The 15,228-nt window shown below is 62.5% G+C and carries 13 protein-coding genes; 5 read left to right on the top strand and 8 right to left on the bottom strand.

Features of this window, described 5'->3' with window-relative positions:
* Positions 1-209 precede the first annotated feature (209 nt).
* The 4 genes from mmsB to AC070A_RS28135 all read right to left on the bottom strand — a co-directional run bounded on the left by mmsB (position 210) and on the right by AC070A_RS28135 (position 5,021).
* Complete coding sequence (gene mmsB / locus AC070A_RS28120; RefSeq protein WP_492383679.1) at positions 210-1,106, bottom strand: 3-hydroxyisobutyrate dehydrogenase; 897 nt, start codon at positions 1,104-1,106, stop codon at positions 210-212.
* A 58-nt stretch (positions 1,107-1,164) separates the two neighbouring features.
* Positions 1,165-2,217, bottom strand: a complete 1,053-nt coding sequence (locus tag AC070A_RS28125) for an enoyl-CoA hydratase/isomerase family protein (RefSeq protein WP_492383680.1) — start codon at positions 2,215-2,217, stop codon at positions 1,165-1,167.
* Between the two features lie 23 nt (positions 2,218-2,240).
* Positions 2,241-3,383, bottom strand: coding sequence for an isobutyryl-CoA dehydrogenase (locus tag AC070A_RS28130; RefSeq protein ID WP_492383681.1), 1,143 nt, complete (start codon positions 3,381-3,383; stop codon positions 2,241-2,243).
* Between the two features lie 219 nt (positions 3,384-3,602).
* On the bottom strand, positions 3,603-5,021 hold the full coding sequence (locus AC070A_RS28135) for a helix-turn-helix domain-containing protein (protein WP_057251636.1): 1,419 nt from the start codon (positions 5,019-5,021) through the stop codon (positions 3,603-3,605).
* Positions 5,022-5,178: 157 nt separating this feature from the next.
* Here AC070A_RS28135 and AC070A_RS28140 point away from each other — a divergent pair, with 157 nt between their 5' ends.
* The 5 genes from AC070A_RS28140 to AC070A_RS28160 all read left to right on the top strand — a co-directional run bounded on the left by AC070A_RS28140 (position 5,179) and on the right by AC070A_RS28160 (position 12,715).
* Complete coding sequence (locus AC070A_RS28140; protein ID WP_492383682.1) at positions 5,179-6,711, top strand: acyl-CoA carboxylase subunit beta; 1,533 nt, start codon at positions 5,179-5,181, stop codon at positions 6,709-6,711.
* 11 nt (positions 6,712-6,722) lie between these two features.
* A complete protein-coding gene (locus AC070A_RS28145) occupies positions 6,723-7,013 on the top strand; it encodes a hypothetical protein (protein WP_492383683.1) in 291 nt (96 codons plus the stop codon).
* A gap of 42 nt (positions 7,014-7,055) precedes the next feature.
* Entirely contained in the window at positions 7,056-9,059 is a 2,004-nt protein-coding gene (locus tag AC070A_RS28150; RefSeq protein ID WP_192494921.1) for an acetyl-CoA carboxylase biotin carboxylase subunit, read from the top strand.
* Positions 9,060-9,233: 174 nt separating this feature from the next.
* Entirely contained in the window at positions 9,234-11,372 is a 2,139-nt protein-coding gene (gene scpA / locus AC070A_RS28155; RefSeq protein WP_192494922.1) for a methylmalonyl-CoA mutase, read from the top strand.
* A gap of 20 nt (positions 11,373-11,392) precedes the next feature.
* Positions 11,393-12,715, top strand: a complete 1,323-nt coding sequence (locus AC070A_RS28160; RefSeq protein ID WP_244495649.1) for a hypothetical protein — start codon at positions 11,393-11,395, stop codon at positions 12,713-12,715.
* Here AC070A_RS28160 and AC070A_RS28165 read toward each other — a convergent pair.
* From AC070A_RS28165 to AC070A_RS28180, 4 genes are all read right to left on the bottom strand, one after another.
* The gene (locus AC070A_RS28165; RefSeq protein WP_492383684.1) at positions 12,708-13,235 is read right to left on the bottom strand and encodes a hypothetical protein; all 528 of its coding nucleotides are present in this window, start codon (positions 13,233-13,235) and stop codon (positions 12,708-12,710) included. The genes AC070A_RS28160 and AC070A_RS28165 overlap by 8 nt on opposite strands.
* A gap of 12 nt (positions 13,236-13,247) precedes the next feature.
* Entirely contained in the window at positions 13,248-13,838 is a 591-nt protein-coding gene (locus tag AC070A_RS28170; RefSeq protein WP_057251641.1) for a hypothetical protein, read from the bottom strand.
* Complete coding sequence (locus AC070A_RS28175; RefSeq protein WP_492383685.1) at positions 13,838-14,437, bottom strand: hypothetical protein; 600 nt, start codon at positions 14,435-14,437, stop codon at positions 13,838-13,840. Before AC070A_RS28175 ends, AC070A_RS28170 begins: the two co-directional genes overlap by 1 nt.
* 118 nt (positions 14,438-14,555) lie before the next feature.
* Positions 14,556-15,008, bottom strand: a complete 453-nt coding sequence (locus tag AC070A_RS28180) for a hypothetical protein (protein ID WP_156436924.1) — start codon at positions 15,006-15,008, stop codon at positions 14,556-14,558.
* Positions 15,009-15,228: the final 220 nt, after the last annotated feature.

The raw sequence follows: 15,228 nt of genomic DNA on the forward strand, positions 1-15,228 counted from the left end.
TCTAGAGCGAAGGTCGTCGTCGCCAGCAGCGCCGCCGCCCTCGTCAGTGATCGGGCTTATAGACCCCCAGCCTCCAACACGTCAACAGCTAGTTTCATGGCTTTGATATAAATTTCATAAGTCATTGAAAATACGAATTAATTTCTATTCACAGGCATAAGCGGCAAATTTTCGCCCGGTTAAGCGGGCGAAAATCCATCACAGACGGATTAGCCGGCCTTTGCCTCATCGTTGCCGCGCAGCAACCGGATCAGGGAAGAAAAGTCCTCGCCGCCATGGCCGAGCTTTTCGAACATCGAATAGAGCTGGGCCGCCTGCGCGCCCATCGGCGTCGTCGCACCAGCAGCGCTTGCGGCCTGCTGCGACAGCTTCAGGTCCTTCAGCATCAGGCTGGCTGCGAACCCCGGCTTGTAATCGTTGTTGGCAGGGGACGTCGGAACGGGGCCCGGCACCGGGCAATAGCTCGTCAACGACCAGCACTGGCCGGACGAGGTCGAGGCGACGTCAAACAACGCCTGATGCGACAGGCCTAGCCGTTCCGCCAGAACGAAGGCCTCGCACACGCCGGCCATCGAGATCCCGAGGATCATGTTGTTGCAGATCTTGGCGGCCTGGCCGGCGCCGGTACCGCCGCAATGCACGATCTTCTTGCCCATCGCCTCGAGCAGCGGCCTGCCGCGGGCAAAAGCCTCGTCGCTGCCGCCGACCATGAAGGTGAGCGTGCCGGCAGCCGCGCCGCCTGTGCCGCCGGAGACCGGCGCGTCGAGTGACGGGCAGCCGATCTTTTCGGCGAGCGCATGCGCCTTACGGGCGCTGTCGACGTCGATCGTCGAGCTATCGATCAGAAGCGTTCCGGGATCGACGAAGCCGAGCAGTTCGTCCCAGACATAGAGCACGTGGGCGCCGGCCGGCAGCATGGTGACGACGCATTCGGCACCGCGCACCGCCTGTGCGATGGAACCAGCAACCGAAACGCCGGTTTTCGCCGCAGCGTTGCGCGACGCTTCCGACAGGTCGAAGCCGCTGACCGCATGCCCCGCCTTCACCAGATTGGCGGCCATCGGCCCGCCCATATTGCCGAGCCCGATAAAGGCGATCTTCGTCATGTCATTCCTCCTCCCATTGAAACTCGGCCAAAACCGAACAGCGCCCCATCCTCAGGCGCTAAAACAGTGGCGGGTGATCCTTCCTGCCGAAACGCGACAGCAAGGCAGGTGTGACACCGGCCAGCGCCACCGACCATTTTGGATTGCGGTCCTTGTCGATCACCGCAGCACGCACACCTTCGTAGAAGTCGGGGTTACCAAGCATTCCGAGCGTCGCGGAATATTCCCGTTCGAGGCATTCGTTCAGCGACGCGCTGCGGCGCCCGGCGCGCAAGAGTTCGAGCGTCAGCTTCATGCTCAGCGCCGAACGCGAGTTGAGCAGCGCCAGCGTTTCCTTGGCGAAATCGGAACCATCAGCCTCGAGCGCCGCCACGATCTCTTCAACCGTATCAAAGGCGAAGCAGCGGTCGATCAGCGCAAAGTGGTTTCGAAGCGCCGTTGCCGGCGCTTCCGAAGCGTGCTTTGCAATCACCGCGTTGACATCTGCGCTGCCTGCCGTCGGCGGCAGCGTGGCAAGATCAGCGGCGAGTGCTTCCAGCTTATCCCAGGCGACGAAACTATCTGCAAGCCGCGCATGGATCGCATCGGCTGCGACGATGTCCCGACCGGTCAGACCGAGATAGGTGCCGAATTCGCCGGGCGCCTTAGGAAGAAGCCAGGTGGCGCCAACGTCAGGGAAGTAGCCGATCCCGGTCTCCGGCATCGCAAGCCGCGTGCGTTCGGTGACGATGCGGTGGCTGCCGTGGGCGGAAATCCCGACACCGCCGCCCATGACGATACCGTCCATGATCGCAATGTACGGCTTGCGGTAGCCGGAGATGCGGCTGTTGACGACGAATTCCTCGCGCCAGAACTGCGCACCTTCCTCCGGCCGTTCGCGGCCACTCTCGTAAATCATGCGAATATCGCCACCGGCGCAAAGCCCGCGCTCGCCCTCGCCGGTCACCAACACGGCGGCGACGGCCGGATCATTTTCGAACTCGGTCAAAGCCGCGGCGATCAGCCGGATCATCGGCACGTTGAGGCTGTTCAATGCCCGCGTGCGGTTCAGCCGGATTCTGCCGATCGCTCCCCGCCGCTCGACGATGACTTCAGGCGCCTGCATGTCCATGAACGATCTTTCCTGTTTCTGGCCTATTTCCGGCCGATAAGCGAACGCGCAACGATCAGGCGCATGATTTCGTTGGTGCCCTCGAGGATCTGGTGCACCCGGAGGTCCCTGACAATCTTTTCGACACCATAGTCTGCGAGATAGCCGTAACCGCCGTGAAGCTGCAGCGCGTCATTGGCGACGGCAAAGCAGCGGTCGGTGACGAAGCGCTTGGCCATGGCGCAGAGTTTTGTCGCTTCGGGGTCGCCGGCATCAAGCGCAGATGCCGCGCGCCAGAGGAAGGTGCGGGCGATTTCGAGGTCGGTCGCCATGTCGGCGAGACGGAACTGCAGCGCCTGGAACTCGCCGATCGCCTTGCCAAAGGCCCGGCGCTCCTGGACATAAGCCAGCGCCTTTTCGAAGGCGGACTGGGCGCCACCGAGAGACGCGGCGGCAATGTTCAATCGCCCGCCATCGAGCCCGCCCATGGCGATCTTGAAACCATCGCCTTCCGCGCCGAGGCGGTTTTCCGCCGGCACCCGGACACCATCGAGCATGACGGCGCGGGTGGGCTGGACGTGCCAGCCCATCTTTTTCTCATTGGCACCGAATGTGAGGCCAGGTGCGTCCTTCTCGACCACGAAGGTGGAGATGCCCTTGGGGCCGTCCTCGCCGGTCCGCGCCATGATCACGTAGAGGCCGGACTCGCCAGCGCCCGAGATGAACTGCTTCTGGCCGGTCAGGACATAATCGTTGCCGTCTCTCACCGCCTTGGTCTTCAGCGCCGCTGCATCCGAGCCCGAGCCTGGCTCGGTCAGGCAGTAACTCGCCAGCACCTCCATGGTCAGCAGCCTCGGCAGCAGCCGCTGGCGCTGTTCGTCCGTGCCGTAGCGGTCGATCATGCCGGCGCACATGTTGTGGATCGAGACGAAGGAGGCGACGGCCGGGCAGCCGGTCGCGAGCGCCTCGATGATGATCGCGGCATCGAGCCGCGTCAGTCCCGTGCCGCCGACATCGTCGCGGACATAAATGCCGGCCATTCCGAGCGCTGCGGCACCGCGCAACGTGTCAACCGGAAAATGCTTCTGCTGATCCCAGTCGACCGCGTGAGGGGCGATCTCGTCGCGGGCGAAATCGAGCGCCATCTGACGAATGGCCTCCTGCTCCTCCGACAGGCGAAAATCCATATGCATGTCCTCCCTGACCGCATACCTCTGCAGGTTTCCTTTAATCGTAACCGATAAAAGGGCAAAAACCTGCAGCAACCAAACGTGCCACAGCGACCTTTGCGCGTTTCACAAGACGCGCGGCGCTGGAGGCGATGGAGGCCTAGTTACACCAAACTTTGTCCAGGCCCAGATGCAACTTCTCACAGGGGCTGTTCAAAAATGAACAGACCGTCGCAATCAGCTCTCGCTTAGACGATACGGCAGAGCGCCGCGTAAGTCATGGTCCACGATCAGGCGGCGTTTCAATGGCGGTACCGCACGGCTCGCGCACTTCGTGCGTTCGCAGATCCGGCAGGAAATGCCGATCGGATCGAAGGCGGCGCGGTTGCCGAGGTCCATGTCGTCGGCGTAGACGAAGGCATCGGCATAGGAGACCTCGCAGCCAAGCGCCAGCGCGTAGCGCGGCTGCGCGGCGCGAAAGCCGCCACCGCCCTTAGTGATCTGGGTGGCGAGGCAGAGGTAGCGCACGCCGTCAGGCGTCTCGGCCAGTTGCCGGATGATCCGGCCCGGCGTCTCGAAGGCCTGGTGCACGTTCCAGAGCGGACAGGCTGCACCGAACCGGGCGAATTGCAGCTTCGCGGCGCTGTGGCGCTTGGTGATATTACCCGCCCGGTCGATGCGGGCAAAGAAGATCGGTATGCCTTTCTGTCCCGGCCGCTGCAGGGTCGAGAGGCGGTGGCAGACCTGCTCCAGAGACGCGCCGAAGCGGGCGGCGAGCAATTCGATGTCGTGCCTCAAGTCGCGAGCGGCCTTCGAGAAGGCCTGGTAGGGCAGGATCAGCGCGCCGGCAAAATAGTTCTGCAGGCCGATGCGACAGATCTCATAGGCCTCTTCGGTGCGGAAGCCGGCACTACCGGCCACCCGATCGATCTCTTCGCGGGCATGAAGCTGGGCGATCTGCAGGGCGATCTGGAAGTCGCGCGTTGCTGCGGGCGCATAGGGATTGAGGGTCAGGATGCGGGCGCGCGGATCGAAGCGGCGGATCGCCTCGTCGCCGGCCGCTCCGCGCACGACCCGAACGCCGTGACGCTGTTCCAGATAGCTTGCCAGCGCCGCATGATTGTCGCCTTCGCCGAGCCCGAGCTCGCCCGCCAGCCGCTCGGCAAGCATGTCGATCTCGTGAATGTAGTTGTCGACGAAATGAAAGAAGTCGCGCACCTCTTCATACGGCGTGGTTTCGACAAATGAGGCCCCGCGGCCGATGGTGTCGTCAATGCTTGCGAGCTGCTCGCTGTTGCGGCGATAGGCCTGGTGGCAGGTGATCAGCGCATGTGCCAGTCCCGGGGCATTCTGCGCGACGAGCTTCAGTTCCTGCAGGCTTGCGGAATAGGTTTCAAACAAGGGATCGCTGAGGGCTTCCGAGAGCGCCGAGAGCAGACGATCGCCCTCCCCGGTCGAAAGCTCGGCGATATCGATCTGGAATTTTTCGGCGAGCGCTAAAAGCACTGCGGCTGAGACCGGCCGCTGGTTGTTCTCGATCTGGTTGAGGTAGCTGGTCGAGATGCCGATGCGTTCTGCAAATTGGCCTTGCGTCGCCTTGTTCGCCTCCCGCAGTTCCCTGACCTTGCGGCCGATATAGAGTTTGCCGATCGCCATGTTTGCAACTTTGCAATTTACGTTTCACAAATTTCTCTATTTCACATTTGCACATGAAGAGACGTTTTTCCATGCCGTCTTCGACGCTATTGCGAAGCTCGAAGCGCCTCTGCACAATCGCTGAAAAAACAGGCACTGAAAAAACCGGGAGGGCACCATGCGCGCCATACTAGAACAGGTCGAAGCCCGCCGGGCAGAAGCAAGAGCCGGCGGCGGCCAACGACGGATCGACGCCCAGCACGGCAAGGGTAAGCTGACGGCGCGCGAACGCATCGAGGTGCTGCTCGATGAAGGCTCGTTCGAAGAATACGACATGTACGTCACGCATCGCTGCGTCGATTTCGGCATGGAGAGCCAAAAGGTCGCGGGCGATGGCGTCGTCACCGGTTGGGGCACGATCAACGGCCGGCAGGTCTATGTCTTTTCTCAGGACTTCACCGTTCTCGGCGGCTCCCTGTCGGAAACCCACGCGCAGAAGATCTGCAAGATCATGGATATGGCGGTACGCAACGGGGCACCAGTCATCGGCCTCAACGACAGTGGCGGCGCCCGCATCCAGGAAGGCGTGGCCTCGCTTGCCGGTTACGCCGAGGTCTTCCGCCGCAATGCCGAAGCCTCCGGCGTCATTCCGCAGATCTCGGTCATCATGGGTCCCTGCGCCGGCGGCGCGGTCTATTCGCCGGCCATGACCGACTTCATCTTCATGGTTCGCGATTCATCCTACATGTTCGTGACCGGGCCGGATGTCGTGAAGACAGTGACGAACGAGATCGTCACTGCGGAAGAGCTCGGCGGCGCGCGCACGCATACGTCAAAGTCTTCGGTCGCCGACGGTGCGTATGAAAACGACATCGAGGCACTGGAAGCGACCCGCCTGCTTTTCGATTTCCTGCCGCTCAACAACCGCGAAAAGCCGCCGGTCCGTCCCTTCCACGACGACCCGTCGCGGCTCGAAATGCGCCTTGACAGCCTGATCCCAGACAGCGCCGCCAAACCCTACGACATGAAGGAACTGATCCTGGCGCTTGCGGATGAAGGCGACTTCTTCGAATTGCAGCAGAACTTCGCCAGGAACATCATCACCGGCTTCATCCGCATGGAAGGCCAGACGGTCGGCGTCGTCGCCAACCAGCCGATGGTGCTTGCCGGCTGCCTCGACATCGACAGTTCGCGCAAGGCCGCCCGGTTCGTGCGCTTCTGCGATGCCTTCTCGATCCCGATCCTGACGCTCGTCGACGTGCCCGGCTTCCTGCCCGGCACCGCCCAGGAGTATGGCGGCGTCATCAAGCACGGCGCCAAGCTGCTCTTTGCCTATAGCCAGGCGACCGTGCCGATGGTGACGCTGATTACCCGCAAGGCCTATGGCGGCGCCTATGACGTCATGGCCTCGAAACATATCGGCGCCGACGTCAATTATGCCTGGCCGACCGCCGAGATCGCCGTCATGGGGGCCAAGGGCGCGACCGAGATCCTTTATCGCTCGGAACTCGGCGATGCCGAGAAGATCGCGGCGCGCACGAAGGAATACGAGGAGCGCTTCGCCAATCCGTTCGTTGCGGCAGAACGCGGTTTCATTGACGAGGTGATCATTCCGCATTCGTCACGCCGCCGCATCGCCCGCGCCTTCGCATCGCTGCGTAACAAGCAGGTCGACGTGCGCTGGCGCAAGCACGACACGATCCCGCTCTGATGGAGGCGACGATGGAACGTGAGCCGGAGCGCATCATGACACCGGAAGAGGCCCGGCGCGACCACTGGTCGATGCTGCGCTACATGGCGATCAACGCGTTGATCGGCGTTACGATCGGGGCTGTTACGGCTGGCGTGCTGATCGGGCTCAATATCGGCGCTGTCGGCACCCATATCGCCCGCTCGACGAGCCCGGTTCTCGCCACCCTCATGGTTGTCCTGCCCTTCGCGCTGCTCTTCGGTGGTGCTGCCGCCGCATCGTCGATCGCGCTTCTGCCCTACCGCCGCAAGTTCAAACGCTGACGCCCGGCCCCAGAATTCGCCAAGGATTTGAAAGAGAAACAAATGTTCAAGAAAATCCTCATCGCCAACCGTGGTGAAATCGCCTGCCGCGTCATCAAGACCGCAAAGAAGCTCGGCATCGCCACCGTCGCGGTCTACTCCGACGCCGACCGCGAGGCCATGCATGTGCGCATGGCGGACGAGGCGGTGCATATCGGCCCCTCGCCGTCGGCCCAGTCCTATATCGTCATCGACAAGATCATCGAGGCGATCCGCAAGACCGGCGCCGATGCGGTCCATCCGGGCTATGGTTTCCTCTCGGAAAACGCCGCCTTTGCCGAAGCGCTGGAGAAGGAAGGCGTGGCCTTCATCGGCCCGCCGGTCGGCGCCATCCAGGCGATGGGCGACAAGATCACCTCCAAGAAGCTCGCGGCCGAGGCCGGCGTCTCGACGGTTCCGGGCCATATGGGCCTGATCGAGGATGCAGACGAAGCGGTCCGGATCGCCGCGTCGATCGGCTATCCCGTGATGATCAAGGCGTCTGCCGGCGGCGGCGGCAAGGGCATGCGCATTGCATGGAACGACCAAGAGGCGCGCGAAGGCTTCCAGTCCTCAAAGAACGAGGCGAAGAACGCCTTCGGCGATGACCGCATCTTCATCGAAAAATTCGTGACCGAGCCGCGCCACATCGAGATCCAGGTGCTTGGCGACAAGCACGGCAACACGCTCTATCTCGGCGAGCGCGAATGCTCGATCCAGCGCCGCAACCAGAAGGTCATCGAGGAGGCGCCCTCGCCTTTCCTCGACCCCGAGACCCGCAAGGCCATGGGCGAACAGGCGGTCGCACTTGCCAAGGCCGTCGGCTACCACTCGGCCGGCACCGTCGAATTCATCGTCGATGCCAAGCGCAACTTCTATTTCCTCGAGATGAACACCCGCCTGCAGGTGGAGCATCCGGTGACCGAGCTCATTACCGGGCTCGACCTCGTGGAGCAGATGATCCGAGTTGCTAGCGGCGAAAAGCTCGCCTTCGGCCAGGACGATGTGAAGCTCAATGGCTGGGCGATTGAAAGCCGGCTTTATGCGGAAGATCCCTATCGCAACTTCCTGCCGTCGATCGGCCGGCTGACACGCTATCGGCCGCCGGTCGAGGGCAAACGCGACGATGGCACGGTGACGCGCAACGACACCGGCGTCTTCGAGGGCGGCGAGATTTCGATGTATTACGATCCGATGATCGCAAAGCTCTGCACCTGGGCACCGGACCGCCGGACGGCGGTCGAGGCTATGGCCGAGGCGCTCGATCAGTTCGAAGTGGAAGGCATCGGCCACAACCTGCCGTTCCTTTCGGCTGTCATGCAACAGCAGCGCTTCCGCAACGGCCGGCTGACGACCGCCTATATCGCCGAGGAATTCGTCGACGGTTTTCACGGCGTTGCGGCCGATGAGCGGTCGCTTCGCAAGCTCGCCGCCGTCGCGGTCTCGGTCAATCAGATCCTACAGGAACGGGCCAGCCAGATTTCCGGCACGATCGGCAATCATCGCCGCATCATCGGCCATGATTGGGTGGTCGGTCTCGGCGATCACGATATTGCGGTGACTGCCGGTTCGTCCGCTGACGGCTCCTATGTGAGCTTCGCCGATGGCTCGACAGTCACCATCGCCGGCGACTGGACGCCCGGTCGTACGCTTGCCACGTTCAACATCGACAATGAGCCCTTGAGCGTCAAAGTCGATCTGGTCGGCACCGCCCTCCGGCTTCGCTGGCGCGGCATTGATGTCGTTGCCCATGTCAGAAGCCCGCGGGTTGCGGAACTGGCACGGCTGATGCCGGAGAAGCTGCCGCCGGACACGTCGCGCATGCTGCTTTGCCCGATGCCCGGGGTGATCACCTCGGTCACGGTAAAAGCCGGCGACACGGTCGAAGCAGGACAGGCGCTCGCGGTCGTCGAGGCGATGAAGATGGAGAACATCCTGCGCGCCGAGAAACGGGCCGTGGTGAAGCGCGTGGCGGTCGCCGCCGGCGCCAGCCTCGCTGTCGACGAGCTGATCATGGAATTCGAGTGATGAACCTTCACAACCGTGGCCCTCATTCCTGTGCTTGTCACAGGAATCCAGCAGCGTCGCGTCTGCGACGCGAAGAATTCACCCTTTCACGCGAACGACTTCGCGTGGCTGGATCCCTGTGACAAGCACAGGGATGAGGCGAGGAAGGCGCCCTTTTTGGGCAAGGAGCTAGCGATGAGCCAAAAGACCGTGAAAGACTGGGAAACCCTCGCCGAGCGTGAACTCAAAGCAGCGCCGGAAAGCCTTATCTGGCACACGCCCGAGGGCATCGCGGTGAAGCCGCTTTATACGTCCGGCGATCTCGACGGTGTTGATCACCTCGCCTCGCTGCCGGGCTTCGAACCTTTCGTGCGTGGCCCGCGCGCCACCATGTATGCGGGCCGTCCCTGGACGATCCGGCAATATGCCGGCTTCTCGACGGCGGAAGCGTCGAACGCCTTCTACCGGAAAAACCTGGCTGCGGGCCAGAAAGGCCTCTCGGTCGCCTTCGATCTTGCGACCCATCGCGGCTATGACAGCGACCACCCGCGCGTCGAGGGCGACGTCGGCAAGGCGGGTGTGGCGATCGACTCGGTCGAGGACATGAAGATCCTGTTCGACGGCATCCCGCTCGACGAGATGTCGGTGTCGATGACCATGAACGGCGCCGTCATCCCGATCCTCGCCTCGTTCATCGTCGCCGGCGAAGAACAGGGCGTTTCGCGCGACAAGCTTTCAGGCACGATCCAGAACGACATCCTCAAGGAGTTCATGGTCCGCAACACCTATATCTACCCGCCTGAGCCCTCGATGCGCATCGTCGCCGATATCATCGAGTACACAGCCAGGGAGATGCCGAAATTCAACTCGATCTCGATCTCCGGCTATCACATGCAGGAGGCCGGCGCGACGCTGGTGCAGGAGCTTGCCTTCACGCTCGCCGACGGGCGCGAATATGTACGGGCGGCGCTTGCCAAGGGGCTGAATGTCGACGAATTCGCCGGGCGGCTTTCCTTCTTCTTTGCCATCGGCATGAACTTCTTCATGGAAGCCGCGAAGCTTCGCGCTGCGCGCCTGCTCTGGACCCGGATCATGAAGGAGTTCGAGCCGAAGAAGCCGTCGTCGCTGATGCTGCGCACCCATTGCCAGACCTCGGGCGTCTCGCTGCAGGAGCAGGATCCCTACAACAACATCGTCCGCACGGCCTTCGAGGCGATGTCCGCCGCTCTCGGTGGCACCCAGTCGCTGCACACCAATTCGTTCGACGAGGCGATCGCGCTGCCGACGGAGTTTTCCGCCCGCATCGCCCGCAACACGCAACTGATCCTGCAGCACGAGACCGGCGTGACCAAGGTCGTCGATCCGCTCGCCGGGTCCTACTATGTCGAAAGCCTGACCAACGAGCTCGCAGACAAAGCCTGGCTACTGATCGAGGAGGTCGAGGCGATGGGCGGCATGACCCGTGCGGTCAATGCCGGGCTGCCGAAGCGATTGATCGAAGAGGCGGCGACCCGTCGCCAGGCCGCCGTCGACAAGGGCGAGGAGATCATCGTTGGGGTCAACAAGTACCGCCTCGACAACGAGGAGCCGATCGACATTCTGGAGATCGACAACAGCGCCGTGCGCGCCGCGCAGATCCGCCGGATCGAGGAAACCAAGCGTCGGCGCGACAGCGTCGAGGTCAAGAAGACCCTTACGGCGCTTGCTGAGATCGCATTGACAGGCGAAGGCAACCTGCTGGCCGCCGCCGTCGAGGCGGCGCGTGCCCGCGCCACCGTCGGCGAAATTTCCGATGCGATGCGTGGCGCCTTCGGCGACCACGCCGCGACGCCCAAGGTCGTCAGCAAGATCTACGGCAAGGCCTATGAAGGTGAGCCGGAGCTCGAGGTGCTCTCGGGGCGCCTCGACGAGGTCTCAGCAAAGCTCGGCCGCAAACCAAAAATAATGGTCGCAAAGCTCGGCCAGGACGGCCACGACCGCGGCGCCAAAGTCATCGCCTCGGCCTTCGGCGATATCGGTTTCGACGTGCTTGCCGGCCCTCTTTTCCAGACCCCGGAAGAGGCCGCCGACATGGCGCTGGCCAGTAAGGTCAATGTCATCGGCGTCTCCTCGCTTGCCGCCGGCCACAAGACGTTGATGCCGCAGCTTGCAGAAGCCCTGAAGAAGCGCGGCGGCGAGGATGTCATCGTCATCTGCGGCGGCGTCATTCCGCGTCAGGACTATGACTACCTGATGGACAACGGCGTGTCGGCCGTCTTCGGTCCGGGCACCAATGTGCTCGACGCCGCACGCGCCGTGCTCGACCTGATCGAAGGCAAACGCCGCAATATCTGACACGGCAAGGCGGAGGGTGTTTGGCTCTTCACCTGCCCCGTGCGGTTGTCGTCGCCGATTGGCGCAACTATGTTGTGGCCATGACGTCGATCGCCGAAGTGTTCGGACCCTTTGTCCTGATGGGGCGCCTCATCGCTCGCTTCTGGCCGCAGCTCCTCTTGATCGGGACCTGCGGCTACATCGTGCATGATCTCCTGATGCGTGCGGCAGTCTGGATCGGGCTGCAGCATCCGCTCGGTGGCATGGTGACGCTCTCCTTTGTCGTGCTGGCGAAGCTCGTCGTTATCGTCTTGATGTTCATGGCGCTTCGCCCCGGTTTGCCGGCACTCGAAGCGCTCCGCCAACAACCGGTGGCCACGCATGTCGAGACCACGGTGCCGAAAACCGATCGCAGGCTGCTCGCCGTCACCTCAGCCGCCATCCTGCCGTTCTTCGCCTATTACGCCGCCTGGGGTTTCCTCGGCGAGGCGGTGCGGGAATATTCGCGTTTGGCACTCGACGCCGTCGCCTTCGGCGAGAAGGGTGACTTCTTCGATATCCTGAAATCGCGCGGCGTCTTTATTTCGATCGCGTTGTGCTGGCTGGTGCGGTGGGGCGCAAAGCGCATGAGCAAGCGCAGCGAAACACCCTTCTGGCGACTGCTGGTCGTCGCGGCGGACGCGAGCTGGATCTTCATTGGGCTTTATGGCCTGTCGGTCTGGAAAGACCAGGTCATCACCTGGCTCGGCGCCGGCAGGCTTCTCAGCATGAACGGTTTCACCTTCACCGCCGTAGCGCATGCCGCCGAGACCTTCGTGCCGGTGGAACTGAGAAGACCCGATTGGAACACTGAGGCCGAGGGTCTGTTCTTCTATGCGCTTCTACCGATCATCTGGCTGGTCATGGCGGCGATCATCAATGGTTACGAGCTTTCGAGCCCGGAATCGCGCGCCAGGCCATCCTCGCCGCGGCCGCGACGGGCCAGAACCTTTCGCAAGTGGATTGCCGATTTCCTCGACCACTTCGTCAGCGACTACCGCTCCCGCTACGCTCCGATATGGACCTGCCTGAAGCTGACGCTCGGTTCAGGGCTTGCGACGCTATTTGCCTTCATCATTGCCTACCGCGCCATCGCCTGGCTTGGTGCCTGGATCTGGTATGCGGCGACGCGAACCCTCGGCATGGGCGACCTCGCGAGTTGGCAGCTTGTCTTCGATGCACTCAGCCTTTTCATCGGCAGCCCTAGCGATCTCGACGGCGGCATCGTGCTCGACGCCGTGCGCATCACCTTGTTGGCGGCGATGCTCGAACATGCGGTTTCCGGCCAGGCTGAGAAGAGCGAAATCAGCTACGCGTCTACTTGAAGATCAGCGTTTCATCGCTTGCGCCCGGAAAATCAATCCTGAGCGAAAGATCCCGCGCCTCCGCGGGAACGATGAAGCTCTCGGCCATACGGACCGTGGCGCCAGTCTTGGCGTCGGTAAAGGCGAGCACACCGCAGCGCGGGCGTTCGGCCACCTCCGGATACATCTCCCGGACGATCGGCTCGGTCAGGGTGACGGGCTCAAAACGGCGCCCCTCACTGTCGATCAGCCGGACGCGGCAGGCTCCTTGCGACAGAACGGCCGGATCGGTCGGCGACGCCTCGAATTCGGCAAGAATGACGCGCGCGTCATTGGTGCGCGGCAGCCGCCTCATGTCCAGAAGCTTCCACTGTCCACCGGCAAAGGCCTGCCCCGCTCCATCCTCGACGACGATCTCGGCCTTTTGGGTGGCAAGCCAATGCCCCTCTCGCAGGCTCTCCCACGCACGGACGACGAAGGCGAGCGGCAGTGCGACGACCAGCGCCAGCAGGCAGATCCAGAACGTGCGCTTCTCGCTCATGCCGGTGTCTCCTCAGCGCGCCGCCAACGTCCAGGGCGTGCCGCTGCTGCCGCGCGCAATGGTGACGGACGGCTTGATATCGGTCGGCTGCTTGTCGCCGAGCGTAATCCAAAGCTCCTCAGCAAGCGGCATCACCAGGCTGCGGGCGACGAGCAGCGTGCCTTTGTCAACGGCCGCTTCGGGAAGTTCGAAGGCAAGAAGTACCGGCCTCGGCAGGCCTGGTTCGAGCCTTTCCGTCGGCAGATAGCCTGGCACGGTCGAGAACCGCTGGCTGAGCTCGTAGCGCAAACCGTTGCCTGCCAGCCACTCCGCCGAGGTCAGCGTCATCGTTTCGGTTTTCGCGACGGCCGCGCCTTCGATGATGAGCCAGATGCCGGATGTCGAGTATTCCTTGATCCGCCCGAAGCTCTCGACCCTGACCTGGCGTGCCAGGTGCACATTGGCCGCGCCGAAGGCGAAGTCCCGGCTCTCGACCCGCTCGCCGACTGCACCACGAACGGCAATCGGTGCCGTGATATCGCCGTAGCCAGGCGTGCTGCTTCGCATTGCGTACAGCGCTGCGATTGCAGACACTGAGAGCAGCAGCGCGCGAAGAGCCGACATCATTGCTCCGACGATCCCGTATCTTGCGTGACTGCCAATTCGACCACCGCGGCCTCGCCATCATCGAACCAGTTGGGCGCGCCGTAGAGGTTGTCACGCGGCTTGTAGATCTGTTTGCCGATGGACAGAGAAACCTTCTCCGGCTCCGGGCGATCCGCCGGCCATTCCCAGACCGCGATGAGCTTTTCCGGCATCTTTGGGTTGATGGCACTCGCGATCCATTTGTCCCTGGCGAGATAATAGACCGGCTTCGGCGATGCGATGACTCGCTCGTCCTTGATCGCGATCAGGTTCATAAAGGCATTGCTGGTGGTGACCGATCGGTTGTCGAGTTCGATATCCACCATCAGGAATCGCTTCGGCTCGAACGGCTTGGTTCCGGTCGGCGGCACGGAAGCCATGGTGGCGTCGTTGATCGTCACCCGCCACCGGCCGGTATCGATCGCCTCACCCTTGGCTGCGGTGACGGCAGGCACCGGATTCGCCGCATCATAGACTGCGGTCGCAAAGGAGACCGCAGCCGCAGCCATTCCGCCGATACCGGTGACCAGCATGATCAAAAGACGCTGCCTGATTTTCGATCGTTGCACGACCGGCATTTGTCCTCCGTCCGCCCCTTCGGATGTTGCAACCGGAAGATAGGGAGGTTCGCACGGAAAATCAAAACACGCGTATCGGTGCAAGCGTCTTTGTCGGCCCGCGTCAGGACATCAGCACCTAGATCCGTTGCATCTCGATCGGCGCCGGCTGATGACGCCAGTTCGTAGCAGGCAGCCCTCTTTCGAAGGTCGCGCGAATGGACAATGGCCTGCCTGTTGCCTGCGAAACCACCATGAACATCTGCAATTCAGGGCCACGCCGAACGAACTGAATACCGAAATGCTTGCCGCCATAGGCGCCAGCGACTGTGGACTTCCACTGCCCGGTCCCTGCGGCAAGCTCGAGGTCCAAAAAGTTCTCGACGTTCATGACGGCTTGCCAGCCGTTGTTGCTCGTGACCGTCAGCAGGTCGCCATGTCTTACGATGCCGATGTAGCACTGATCGCAACGGCCGGCCGTCGAAGTCAGTTGCCGCCATTGCCCCGCAAACGCAGAGCCGTCCGCCCGCGCCGCGCCTGCAAGCGAAAAAGACAACAGGCAGACAACACCGACTCCCCGGAGAAACTTCACACTTCAACTCCCTGATTGTTCCCAGCCATCAGGCCGTTTGGAGCGTTGCCGACACATTCACTGATTGCATAATACACACACAGCAACCCAGAAGAAAATAGTTGAGATGTCGGATGCTTTCCGACCGCTTTGCGGGCAGCTTGCCCCCGCATTGGCGCTTGCCTTCTTGCCGCGACGGACGACAATCGAGTGGAGCGGAAAAGGGTGAAACCAGATCCCG

The organism is Ensifer sp. GW101-20A05 (assembly GCF_059424735.1).